Here is a 12,280-nt window from a genome sequence, read left to right as displayed (position 1 = left end):
AGCGGAGGTGCGCCGTATGGCGCACCTCCGCTTTTTGATATTCCTATATGGTTTCCTCCTGGGGCGGCCGCTCCATGGTGAGGGGGAAGGAGACCGCGGCGGTGAACAGGTCGGCCTGGGTCTGGACGGAGAAGGCTCCGCCGCAGGCCTCGGTGAAGGTGCGGGCGATGGACAGGCCCAGGCCGCTGCCCCCGTCGGTGCGGCTCTCGTCCCCCCGGACGAACCGCTCGGTGAGATCCACCCCGTCGGGTAGCTCCTCCCTGGAGGTGTTGCGCACCATGGCCGTGGCCTGAAGCCCCTCCACGGTGAGATCCAGGTAGACCCGGGAGCCGGGCAGGGAGTATTTCAGCGCGTTGCCGATCAGGTTCTGGAACACCCGGTAGAGCCGGTCGCCGTCGGCGGCGATCCACACCGGCGCATCGGGCAGGCGGGGCTTGAGGCTCAGGCCGCTGTCCGCGATGGCCTCCTCCATGTCCGCCAGCGTCTGGCGGAGCAGCTTTGCAAAGTCCAGCGGCTTTACATCTACCCGCAGGTTGCCGGTGGTGGCCTTGCTCACCTCGAACACGTCCTGCACCATGGTCTGGAGGCGTTTTGCCTTGTCAGACAGGATGTGGACATAGTCCCGCGCGGCTTCGGGCAGGTCGTCCTCCTGTTTCAGCAGCTCCGCGTAGCTGATGATGGAGGTGAGGGGGGTTTTCAGATCGTGGGAGACGTTGGTGATCAGCTCCACCTTCATCCGCTCACTGCGCATCCGCTCGTCCAGGGCGGTGCGCAGGCCCGCCTCCATGTGGGAGAGCTGCTCCGCCGCGTCGTGGAAGTCGGACTCCTCCGGCAGGGGAGGGGCCCCCTCCAGCCTGCCCGCCCCGGCGGCCTCGATGCGGCCCAGCAGGTCATCCAGCTCCGCGGCGGACTGTTTGTTCTCCTTCATCAGCCACACCTGGAGGGCGATCAGAGCCACACCGGCGGCGCAGATGAGCAGCAGCAATATGGGCCGGATGCCATAGGCAAACCAATGGTTCAACAGATAGGGAACAGAGAGGGCGCAGAACAGGAAGAAGGGGAGGCAGGCGGCAAACTGCCAGATCATCCGCCGTTCGGTGCGCTGGGCGGCGGGGCGGCGCAGCAGCTGCCGCCGGAGCAGCCCGGCCAATCCGGCGCACAGGCTCCGAGCCGTGATATGCCCGAAGTTGTACCGGATGTCGTTGACGTAGAGATAGAACCACCACAGGGCCATGGGCACCGACGCATAGCGCAGGACGCCGTAGGTGAGCGCCTGGTTGGTGACCACCGCCAGACAGCACATGAAGGCCAGGGCGCACATCCACAGGAAGGGAATGAGGAGGAGCAGCTTGAACTCCAGCCACACCCGCCCGGTGAACCAGGCGATGGCCTGGTCGGCCCGCACCTTGTACCGGTGCCAGACGATAGACCAGGCGGTGAGGGCGATGCCCGCCAGGGCGGGGACGATCAGCAGCCAGATCACAAAGGCGCGGATCTGCCGGAGATCATCGAGCAGATAGGAAAAGCTGCTGTAGCCGTCATAGCTGTAGCCGGTGGGATGTTCCGCCGCCGCCAGGGAGACAGATACATCGGCGTCTGTTTTCGCCGGGAGAGCGACCTGGAAGCTGTCGGAGATCTCACGCCCGTCCTTGTAAACGCGGACAGACTCCCCGTCGTAGGTCAGCAGGAAGTTGTAGCCCTCCGGAAGCTGGTTGGGCCGCAGCTCGTCGGTGTTGGCAAAGCGGACAGCATCACCCGCCGTGACCACGTAGAGCAGGTTGGTGTCCTCCGGCGTCATGGGATCCGCCCCCTCCGGGTCGGCGGCGCTCCGCACCAGAACGGAGAGCCGGTCGGAGAGATAGCTGCGGAAGCTGTCCGTGGTCTGGTAGTCTGTCCAGAACACATCCTTCCAGGGGATCACCGCGCTGCCGGCGCTTGCCACGGCTATAATCACCACCGCCGCCGCGGTATAGATGAGCAGGCTGATGCCCAGCACAAAGGCCGTGAAGGCCACGGCGGGCTTAATGCTTTTCGATTTTGTATCCAATGCCCCACACCACCTTCAGATACTCGGGCTCCTTCGGGTTGAGCTCAATCTTCTCCCGGATGCGGCGTATGTGCACCATGACGGTGTTCTCGGTGGCATACGCCTCCTCGTTCCACACCCGGCGGTAGATCTCCTCGGCGGGGAAGATGCGCCCCAGGTTGCGCATGAGCAGATCCACGATCTTCAGCTCCGTGGCCGTCAGCTTCACCGGCTCCCCGTCCACCAGCAGCACCCGCTCCTCCGGCTTGTAGCACAGCCGGCCGTTGATAATCTCCCCGCCCTGGCCCTGGGCGTTCACGTCCCCCAGCTGGGTGTACCGCCGCAGCTGGCTGCGCACCCGGGCCACCAGCTCCTGGGGGTTGAAGGGCTTGGTCACATAGTCGTCCGCCCCCATGGACAGGCCCAGCACCTTGTCGGAGTCCTCACTCTTGGCGGACAGGACGATGATGGGCAGGTTGCGCTTCTCCCGGATCTTCATCACCGCCGACAGGCCGTCCAGCTGGGGCATCATCACGTCGATGATAATGAGCCGCAGCGTGGGATCCAGGGCGCAGTCCAGGGCCTCCATGCCGTTGTAGGCCTTGAGAACCCGGTAGCCCTCCTTCTCCAGCAGAATGGCGATGGCCTTGACGATCTCCTTGTCGTCATCCACCACCAGAATACACTCGTTCACACAAATCCCTCCTATGGACGGTATCTTACCAGCTCTTTCTGTCAAAGAGCATGAGACAATTCTGAAAAATCTCTTACAATCATAGCAGATCCAACCGGCCGGGGCAATGGAAAACGGCGCGTCTCGCGGCGCGCCGTTTTTGGGGAGAGGGTCAGTGCTCCACGGGGATCTCCAGGTTCCCGAAGGTGATGGACACCACCTGCCCGGGGTCGATGAAGATACGCTCGCCGTCGGCGTCCTCGACCAGAAATCCGACACTGGGTAGAGTGCCGCCGCCCAGATACCTGCCGCCGCCCCAGCGGGTGGCAATCTCCGTGCCGTCGGCCAGATGGAGTACCGGCGCGGTGCCCTCCTGTCGGATGGAGAAGGCCGCCTCGTACCCGTCCGCAAAAAGGATTCGCAGCTCCAGAGGGGAGAGCCGAAGCTCGGTGGGGTGGAGGGTGAGGCCGTCCAGTTCCAGCGGCTCTTCTATCGGGATCGAAATCCCGGAGGACTTCCCGAGCGTAAAGGTAAGGGAAAAAGGCTGGTCGGAGAGCACCCGATCCATATTGTAGGATACCTCCACTTCCAGGTAAGGCAGGTCATCCAAGGCGAGGGGACAGTCCTGGAAAGACCAGAGTACGACCCGGGTTCCATCCTCCAACGTTGCTCCTTGTCCGGAGGAACCTCTGTATTTTTCTCCGGTACGGGTATCGATGAGAGTGTCGGGAAATACATCGGTACATACCAGGTCGCTGGAGGTATATCGGCCGCTTCGCAACACAAGGGACAGGCCGTTTTCCGTCATAGCCGCTCCTAAAACGGCATAGTCCGGAAACTGCTCGTCCAAAGGCAGGGGAATGTCACAGCCAACGGCGGCCGCAGCCCGGGCAATCTCCTCTGCGTTTCCCCGGAAGTGAGTGTCGGAGAAATCAGGGTTCTCTTGCTCTGCCAGCGGGGCCAGGGAAACAGGGGAATCGCCGCGCACATGATAGAGACCGTCGCTGTCATGCAGCCTCACCGCTACTCCATCGGCGGTGAGGGTGAGGGGCTGGTTGACCAGGGTGTCGGGTTGGTCGGTGACATAGCTCGCATTAAAGAGAAGATAAAGTGTGGTGCCGTCCTGGGAGAACTGCCGCCCCAGCATACCGCTGGAGCCTGCGCCCCGCTCTGCCTCGATTTCCAAATTCAGATGCATCGAAGTGGTATTCAGGCTGGCCTCCGGGTCGATGGGTCTGCCGTCCGTCCGGCTCAGGGCCAGCAGGAGCAGGATATTGCTGTCATCGGCCACCGCATCCACCACGGTGAGGGTGTAGTCCCCGGCGGTCTGGCTGACGCCCACCGTCTCCACCGCGTTTTGGGGCAGGGAGGGGGCGAAGTACCGCCACGCCCCGGAGATGCCCACCGCCGCCGCGCCGATGGTCAGCAGGGCGCACAGCACCGCCGCCGCCGCCAGGGGCCGGCCGGGGCGGAGGCGGGCCCGGCGTTGCCTGCCCGCCTGTTCCACCACGCCGGACAGGTCGCATGCCGGTGTTTGAATCTGGGAGAGGGCGTGAAAAATCCGCTCCTCCTCTGGTGTCCGCATCATGGAGATACCTCCTTTTCTGTTTCTGTGTCGCTCAGTTCCGTCAGGGCCCGGGCCAGCTTGCCCCGGGCCCGCTCATACCGCTTGCGCAGGGTGGCGGCGGACTGGCCGTAGATCCGGGCCAGCTCGTCGTAGTGCCGCCCCTCCATCACCCGGCCGAACACCAGCCCCCGCTCCTGGGCGGTGAGGCGGCCCAGCGCCTCCCGCAGCTCCGGCCCGATATAGTCCGGCCCCCGAGCGGGCGGCGGAGGAGGGGTAAAGAGCTGCCGCTTCCGCTGCCGGAGCAGGTCGATGCAGGCGTGATAGGCCAGCTTGTAGAGCCACGCCTCCAGATTGGTGCCCGCCCGGAAGCGGCTCCGGCGATCCCAGGCCCGCAGCAGGGCGGTCTGCACCGCGTCCTGGGCCTCGTGATAGTCGCAGAGAATGTGGTGGCAGTACCGCAGAAGGGCCTGCCCGTAGCGCGCCACCGCCTCCTCCAGGCATTCCTCGTCCCCCGTGGGAAAGCGCCGGCTCAGCTCCGCCTCGTCCATGTGCCTCGCCTCCTTTGCTCATGCTTCAAAAACCGGTTTTCACCCTGTATAACGGCCCGGCCCCGCCATTTGTGACAGGCATCAAAAAAAGCCTCGCAGAGTTCCGCCGCCCGCAGGCGGCGGAATCAGATAAAATCCGCTTTCCCCGGCGACATGTGCGTCGGGGAAAACACTTCTCAGCCCGCAAGTGTGGGCTTTGCCCGCGCGCAGCGGGCTGCAGCTTTTTCACCTGAGCGGCTTTGCCGCTCAGGTGAGTAAAAAGGCCGCCCGAAGCTCTGTGCTCCGGGCGGCCATATTTGCAAGTAAGCCTGTAAGCCGGGTTCTGTCCTTTAAGACAGCCATCTATCTCGACGCACCGTTGCCGGTACGCTCAAGCCGCCTCCCCGGGACGGCCGGGCCGGCCATATGTCCCTCCACGGCGTTGCTCCGGATAGAGTTTACAGCGACGGACGCTTGGCACGCCGTCGGGTGAGCTCTTACCTCACCTTTCCACCCTTACCTCGTCGGCACAAGCTTCGGATCCCTCGCTTCGCCGCAGGCGGCAAAGCTCGCTCCCTCCGCTGTGCCTCCTCTCCCCACAAAAGCGTGCGCTTTTGCGGGGGCCCCGTTGAGGGGCCGGGAAGAACAAGGCGGTATATCTCTGTTGCACTTTTCCTAGGGTCGCCCCCGGCGGGTGTTACCCGTTATCCTTGCCCTGTGGAGCCCGGACTTTCCTCACAGACGGGCCTTTCGCCCCGCCCGCGCGGCTGTCCAGCTTGCTTGCGAAGCACATTGTACCGGATCCCGGCCCGCTTGTCAAATGGGAATCGTGAGTGTCCCCCAAGCCGCCGCATTTTCATTGAAATTTTTTCCGCGATAGGATATAATCATTTAGTTACAGACTATATGAGGGAGGAACGTGCTATGAGTTCCACCATACAGGATTATCTGGCGTCCCTGCGGGGGAAGCGGGTGGCGGTGATCGGCATCGGCGTGTCCAACACCCCCCTGATCAAGATGCTCCTGCGGGCGGGGATTGCGGTGACCGCCTGCGACAAGCGCCAGCGGGACGACTTCGCCGGCCAGGCCGAGGAGCTGGAGAGCCTTGGGGCCGAGCTGCGGCTGGGTTCGGACTATCTGGAGGGGCTGGATCATGACGTAATCTTCCGCACACCCGGCCTGCGACCCGACGTACCGGAGCTGATCGCGGCAAAAGAGCGGGGGAGCGTCATCACCTCGGAGATGGAGGTGTTCTTCCAGGTCTGCCCCTGCAAAACCATCGCCGTGACGGGCAGCGACGGCAAGACCACCACCACAACCATCATCGCCGAGCTGCTCAAGGCGGCGGGGAAGAGCGTGTACGTGGGCGGCAACATCGGCCGGCCCCTGCTCCCCGATGTGGACGGCATGGAGCCCGGCGACATCGCGGTGCTGGAGCTGTCCTCCTTCCAGCTCATGACCATGGAGCAGAGCCCGGACATCGCGGTGATCACCAACCTGGCGCCCAACCACCTGGACGTCCACAAGTCCATGGAGGAGTACATCGCCGCCAAGAAGAACATCTTTACCCACCAGGGCCCCGGCGGCCTGCTGGTGCTCAACGCCGACAACGGCATCACCAGCGGTTTTGCATCCGAGGCCAGGGGCCGGGTGACCCTGTTCAGCCGCCGGACGGAGCCGGAGAAGGGCGTCTTTGTGAAGGACGGGGCCGTCTGGGTACGCAACGACATGCACGAGCGGCCAGTACTCTACCTGGAGAACATCCTTCTGCCCGGCGAACACAACGTGGAGAACTATATGGCGGCCATCGCCGCCCTGGACGGCCTGGTGCCCGACCAGGTGGTGCGGGACTTCGCGGCCAAATTCGCCGGGGTGGAGCACCGCATCGAGCTGGTGCGCACCCTCCGGGGCGTGCGGTACTACAACGACTCCATCGCCTCCAGCCCCTCCCGCACCATCGCGGGCCTGCGCTCCTTCAAAGAGAAGGTGCTCCTCATCGCCGGCGGGTATGACAAGCACATCCCCTTCGACGTGCTGGGCCCCGAGGTGGTGGAGCACGTGAAGGCCCTGTTTCTGACGGGGGACACCGCCTCCAAGATCCGCGCGGCGGTGGAGGCCTCCCCAGGCTATCGCCCGGACGCCCTGCCCATCCAGGAGTACGGCTCCTTCGACGGGGCGGTGCTGGCGGCCTGCCAGGCGGCTCAGTCCGGCGATGTGGTGATTCTGTCGCCTGCCTGCGCCTCCTTTGATAAGTTTAAGAACTTCGCGGAGCGGGGCGCGGCCTTCAAAAAGATTATCTACGGTCTGGAGTGAGGCTCCGGGGCCGGGATTTCCCGGCCCCGGCCTTTTCCGGGCGGAAAGGATGATGGGATTTGGATATGAGGCAAGCCCTGGAGCGGCTGTGCACCTGCACCGCCCCCTCCGGGTTTGAGGGCCCTGCGGCGGCCGTGGCGGCGGAGCTGCTCCGCCCCCTGGTGGACGAGGTGTCCATCGACCGCATGGGCAACGTTCTTGGTGTGCGCCGCAGCAAGACCCCCGGCGCCCCCAAGCTGCTGCTGGACGCCCACCTGGACGAGATCGGCCTGATTGTCACCGGCGTGGAGGACGGCTTCCTCCGCTTCCGCAGCATCGGCGGGGTGGATCCCCGGATGCTGCCCGGCCGGGAGCTGATGGTGCTCACCGACCCGCCCCTGCGGGGGCTGGTGGCCTGCCCGGCGGGGGGCGACGAGGACAAGAGCGTGCCCCTGAACGAGCTGTATGTGGACGTGGGTTTGTCCCAGGAGGAGGCGGAGAGGGCCGTACCCGTCGGCACCCCCATGGTGTACCGGGCGGGCTGCTTCCCCCTGGGGGAGGAGCAGATGTGCGGCAAGTCCATGGACGACCGGGCCTGCTTCGTTACCCTCCTGCGGGCGGCGGAGCTGCTGCGTGACAAGGAGCTGGATGTGGAGCTCCATATCCTGGGCTCCACCCGGGAGGAGGTGTCCGGCGCGGGCGCCGTGGTGGGCACCTGGGCCGTGGCCCCCGACTTCTGCGTGGCGGTGGACGTGACCCACGGCAAGACCCCCGACGGCCCGGCGGACAAGACCTTTGCGCTGGGCGGCGGCCCCGCCATCGGCGTGGGGCCCAACATGACCCGGTGGATGACGGAGCGGATGATCGCCAAGGCCAGGGAACACAGCATCCCCTATCAGCTGGAGATCATGTCCGGTCACACGGGCACCAACGGCTGGGAGATGCAGATCAGCAGGGAGGGGGTGGCCACCTCGGTGCTGTCCCTGCCCCTGAAGTATATGCACACGCCGGTGGAGACCCTATCCCTAGCCGATATGGAGGGGGTGGCCCAGCTGCTGGCCGCCTTTGTAGAGCATCTGGGGAAGGAGGCGGTACGGTGAAGGAGCTGCTGAAAACCCTCTGCGCTCTGGACGGCGTGTCCAGCTGGGAGGACGCCGTGCGGGACTACCTGTACGCGGAGGCCAAGCCTGATGCCGACACTCTTCGGGTGGATACCCTGGGCAGCCTGATCGTGTCCAAGAGGGGGAAAAAGCCCACGGGCAACAAGGTCATGCTGTGCGCCCACATGGATGAGGTGGGGCTCATGGTGCGCCGCATCACCGACGAGGGGTATCTGAAATTTGACGCCGTGGGCTCTCTTGACCGCCGGGTGCTTCTGGGCAAGCCGGTGCGGGTGGGCCCCAAGGGCATCCCCGGCGTGGTGGGGCTCAAGGCCTACCACCTGGTGAGCCGGGAGGAGGAGAAGTCCGTTCCCAAACTGGACGAGTTCTATATCGACATCGGCGCCAAAGACAAGGCCGGGGCGGAGGCCCTGGTGTCTCTGGGGGATGTGGCGGCCTTTGACTCCACCGCCGGGGAATTTGGCAGCGGCCTGTTCCAGGGCAAGGCCCTGGGCAGCCGGGTGGGGTGCGCCGTCCTGCTGACCCTTCTGAAAGAGGAACTGCCCCTGGACTGCACCTTTGTCTTTACCGCCCAGGAGGAGGTGGGCAACCGGGGCGCCTTCGGCGCGGGCTTCTCCGTCACCCCGGAGATCGCCCTGGTGCTGGACGGGGCCGACACGGCGGACGCCCCCGGCGTGCCCGCCCACAAGCGGAGCTGCACCCCGGGGAAGGGCGTCGTCCTGCCCGTGATGGACAAGGGTTCCATTGCCGACCGGGGCCTGTTTGAACGGCTGCGAACTCTGGCCGAGCGGGAAACTATCCTCTGGCAGACCAGCGGCAGCATCCCCGGCAGGACGGACGCCGCCGCCCTCCAGCGCACCAAGGCCGGTGTGCGGACGGCCATGCTGTCGGTGCCGGTGCGCTACCACCACACCCCCTCGGGGCTGGTCTCCCTGGGAGACGTGGACGGTATGCTGGCCCTGACCCGGGCCTTCCTCAGCGATCTGGCGGAAAAGGAGTGAATCACATGGAGATTTTAGAGACCCTGCGGGCGCTGAACGCCTGCTTTGGCCCCTCCGGGCAGGAGGGGGCGGTGGCCGAGGCCATCCGCAAAATCGCCGCGCCCTATGTGGACGAGTGTGCGGTGGACACCCTGGGCAATCTGCTCTGCCGCAAGAAGGGGAAGGGGCCCAAGGTGCTCTTTGCGGCCCACATGGACTCCATCGGGCTGATCATCACCCACATTGACGAGCACGGCTTCCTCCGCTTCGGCCCGGTAGGCGGCCTGTCCGCCCACGAGGTGCTGGGCGCCCCCGTCCGGTTTGCCAACGGCGTCAAAGGCGTGGTGGCCCTGGAGGGCAAGGTGGAGGCCAAGGAGATGAAGCTGGAGCACCTGTACGTGGACATTGGCGCCAGGGACGAGAAAGAGGCCAGGTCTATGGTGCAGGTGGGGGATGTGGCGGTCTACGACACCGCCGCCTTCCAGAGCGGAAGCCGGATCTTCTCCCCCTACCTGGACGACCGGATTGCCTGCGTGGTGCTCCTCATGGCCATGGAGCGGCTGGGGGAGACGGACAACGACCTGACCTTTGCCTTCACTGTCCAGGAGGAGGTGGGGCTTCGGGGCGCCAAGACGGCGGCCTACGGGGTGGAGCCGGACTACGGCATCGCCGTGGACGTCACCGACTCCGACGATATCCCCTCCGCCCCCCACGAGTGCAGCAGCTCGGCGGGGAAGGGGGCTGCCATCAAGGTGATGGACAGCTCCGTAATCTGCCACCCGTCGGTGGTGGCCAGGCTGGAGAAGCTGGCCCAGGAGGGGCAGATCCCCTGTCAGAAGGACATCCTGCGCTTCGGCGGCACCGACGCCGGAGCCATCCACCAGAGCCGGGCCGGCGTGTACACCGGCGGCATCTCCATCCCCACCCGCTACGTCCACACCCCGCTGGAGATGGCGGACGCGGGGGACATCGAGGCCTGCGCCGCCCTGGTGGCCGCCTTCGCCCAGGCTAGGCTGGACTGACAAAAAATACAGAGATAAGAAAGTGTGTAACAGGAAATGCCTTTACAGATAAGCGACAAAGTTTTGGCCCTGGCCGCCCAGGCCCAGGCGGAGCTGGCCGAGCAGTTCGGCCGCATTGACGCCATTGCGGAGGAGAACACCCGCAAGGTGCTGGCGGCCTTCCAGAAGCACCGGGTGGCGGAGGCCCACTTCGCAGGCACCACCGGCTACGGCTACGACGATCTGGGCCGGGACACCCTGGATCAGATCTACGCCGACATCTTCGGCACCGAGGACGCCCTGGTGCGGGTGCAGTTCGTCAACGGCACCCACGCCATCTCCTGCGCCCTGTTCGGGGCCCTGAAGCCCGGCGACATCCTGGTGTCCGCCGTGGGGGCCCCCTACGACACCATGCTGGGCGTGATCGGCGTGGTGGACAAGGGCCCCGGCTCCCTGAAAAGCTACGGAATCGAGTATCAGCAAGTGGAACTGCTTGACAATGCGCCTGACCCCGCCGGCCTGGCGGAGGCGGTGAAAAACCCCCGGGTCAGAGCGGTGCTGATCCAGCGCTCCAAGGGCTACTCCACCCGGTCGTCTCTGTCGGTGTCGGAGATCGGGGAGCTGTGCCGGGTGGTGCGGGAAAACAATCCGAACGCCGCCATCCTGGTGGACAACTGCTACGGCGAGTTTGTGGAGACCATCGAGCCCACCCAGGTGGGGGCCGACCTGGTGGTGGGCTCCCTGATCAAGAACCCCGGCGGCGGCCTGGCCCCCACCGGCGGCTACATCGCCGGGCGGTACGACCTGGTGGAGGGGGCCGCCATGCGGCTCACCACCCCCGGCATCGGTAAGGAGTGCGGCTCCACCTTTGGGGCCAACCGCAGCCTCTACCAAGGACTTTTCCTTGCCCCTCATACTACCGCCCAGGCGGTAAAGACGGCGGTGTTTGCCGCCCGGATCATGGAGCTGCTGGGCTACCAGACCGAGCCCACCTCCGACGCGGTGCGCCACGATATCATCCAGATGATCCACTTCGGCGCGCCGGAGCCCCTGAAGAAGTTCTGCAAGGGCATCCAGTTCGGCGCCCCGGTGGACTCCTACGTGACCCCGGAGCCCTGGGACATGCCGGGCTACGACTGCCAGGTGATCATGGCCGCCGGCGCCTTCATCCAGGGGGCCTCCATCGAGCTGTCCTGCGACGCGCCCATGCGGGAGCCCTACACCGCCTACCTCCAGGGCGGCCTTACCTACGAGAGCGGCAAGGCCGGCGTCATGCTGGCGGTGGAGGAGCTTCTGCGCGGGGAATAGGGCAGGCCGTTTTCTGCATAGGCTTCAACCGGGAGGTGAGGCCATGCGCGGCAGGCCGAGAATCCGCCCCTGGCTGCGGACGCCCCGCCGCCGGGGGCCAAGGCCGGAGCGGGGAAGGGGGCGGCTGCTCCCCCTGGTAATCGGGGTGGGGCTGGCCCTGGCGGTCATCTTCCTGATTGACTCCGCCCTGCGGCCCACCCTCACGGCGCTGGCCCAGGCCAGGGTGGAGAACGCCGTCACCCGCATCGTCAACGACGCGGTGGACGGCACCCTCACCAGCGAGGCCATCTCCTACAGCGACTTGGTCACCCTGGAGAAGGACGCCGCCGGGCAGGTGAGCGTCCTGGCCGCCAACACCGCACAGCTCAATGCCCTGCGGACGGAAATCCTGGGCAAAGTACTTGCACAAGTGGAACAGCTTGACAGCCAGGAGCTGGGCGTCCCCCTGGGCAGCCTCACCGGCTTCGCCACCGCCTCCGACCTGGGGCCGGTGCTGCCGGTGCGGGTGCTCACCGCCGCCGTGCCCACGGCAGACTTTGAAAACGTCTTTACCTCGGCGGGGATCAACCAGACCCTCCACCGGATCATGCTGAATGTGCGGGTGGAGTGCACCCTGCTGATCCCCGGCGGCACGGTGGACACCGCCGTGGAGGCCCAGGTGTGCGCGGCGGAGACCCTTCTGGTGGGCCAGGTGCCGGACGCCTATCTGGAGCTGCCGGGGAGCCCGTAAGAGATCTGTAAGAAAACCGTAAAACATCCTTGGCATTTCCGTGGTATGATGGGCA

General features: G+C 65.5%; 10 protein-coding genes and 1 other RNA gene. 6 read left to right on the top strand and 5 right to left on the bottom strand.

The annotated features are described in order from the left end of the window. Positions 1-43 precede the first annotated feature (43 nt). The 5 genes from B5E42_RS13730 to rnpB all read right to left on the bottom strand — a co-directional run bounded on the left by B5E42_RS13730 (position 44) and on the right by rnpB (position 5,576). Complete coding sequence (locus tag B5E42_RS13730; protein ID WP_087240611.1) at positions 44-2,047, bottom strand: HAMP domain-containing sensor histidine kinase; 2,004 nt, start codon at positions 2,045-2,047, stop codon at positions 44-46. After that, entirely contained in the window at positions 2,022-2,720 is a 699-nt protein-coding gene (locus B5E42_RS13725; protein ID WP_087240609.1) for a response regulator transcription factor, read from the bottom strand. The genes B5E42_RS13730 and B5E42_RS13725 overlap by 26 nt, the downstream gene beginning before the upstream one ends. Positions 2,721-2,871: 151 nt before the next feature. After that, positions 2,872-4,287, bottom strand: a complete 1,416-nt coding sequence (locus B5E42_RS13720; protein WP_087240607.1) for a DUF4179 domain-containing protein — start codon at positions 4,285-4,287, stop codon at positions 2,872-2,874. Next, on the bottom strand, positions 4,284-4,814 hold the full coding sequence (locus B5E42_RS13715) for a sigma-70 family RNA polymerase sigma factor (RefSeq protein ID WP_087240605.1): 531 nt from the start codon (positions 4,812-4,814) through the stop codon (positions 4,284-4,286). The genes B5E42_RS13720 and B5E42_RS13715 overlap by 4 nt, the downstream gene beginning before the upstream one ends. A gap of 295 nt (positions 4,815-5,109) precedes the next feature. Then, positions 5,110-5,576: RNase P RNA component class A (gene rnpB, locus B5E42_RS13710), an RNA gene on the bottom strand. Positions 5,577-5,717: 141 nt separating this feature from the next. On the opposite strand from rnpB, the gene murD reads away from it, so the two are divergent. The 6 genes from murD to yunB all read left to right on the top strand — a co-directional run bounded on the left by murD (position 5,718) and on the right by yunB (position 12,225). Continuing rightward, a complete protein-coding gene (gene murD / locus B5E42_RS13705) occupies positions 5,718-7,106 on the top strand; it encodes a UDP-N-acetylmuramoyl-L-alanine--D-glutamate ligase (RefSeq protein WP_162613994.1) in 1,389 nt (462 codons plus the stop codon). A gap of 65 nt (positions 7,107-7,171) precedes the next feature. After that, a complete protein-coding gene (locus B5E42_RS13700; protein ID WP_087240748.1) occupies positions 7,172-8,185 on the top strand; it encodes a M42 family peptidase in 1,014 nt (337 codons plus the stop codon). Further along, positions 8,182-9,207: a M42 family peptidase gene (locus B5E42_RS13695; protein WP_087240601.1), complete on the top strand. Its 1,026-nt coding sequence runs from the start codon at positions 8,182-8,184 to the stop codon at positions 9,205-9,207. The genes B5E42_RS13700 and B5E42_RS13695 overlap by 4 nt, the downstream gene beginning before the upstream one ends. A gap of 5 nt (positions 9,208-9,212) precedes the next feature. After that, a complete protein-coding gene (locus tag B5E42_RS13690; RefSeq protein WP_087240599.1) occupies positions 9,213-10,208 on the top strand; it encodes a M20/M25/M40 family metallo-hydrolase in 996 nt (331 codons plus the stop codon). Between the two features lie 36 nt (positions 10,209-10,244). Beyond that, positions 10,245-11,495: a methionine gamma-lyase family protein gene (locus B5E42_RS13685; protein WP_087240597.1), complete on the top strand. Its 1,251-nt coding sequence runs from the start codon at positions 10,245-10,247 to the stop codon at positions 11,493-11,495. Positions 11,496-11,538: 43 nt separating this feature from the next. Next, the gene (gene yunB / locus B5E42_RS13680) at positions 11,539-12,225 is read left to right on the top strand and encodes a sporulation protein YunB (RefSeq protein WP_087240595.1); all 687 of its coding nucleotides are present in this window, start codon (positions 11,539-11,541) and stop codon (positions 12,223-12,225) included. Positions 12,226-12,280: the final 55 nt, after the last annotated feature.

Source organism: Flavonifractor sp. An10 (assembly GCF_002161215.1).
GTDB lineage: Bacteria > Bacillota > Clostridia > Oscillospirales > Oscillospiraceae > Flavonifractor > Flavonifractor avistercoris.
The sequence above is the reverse complement of the archived record's forward strand: the minus strand, read 5'-3'. Positions and strand labels throughout refer to the sequence as shown.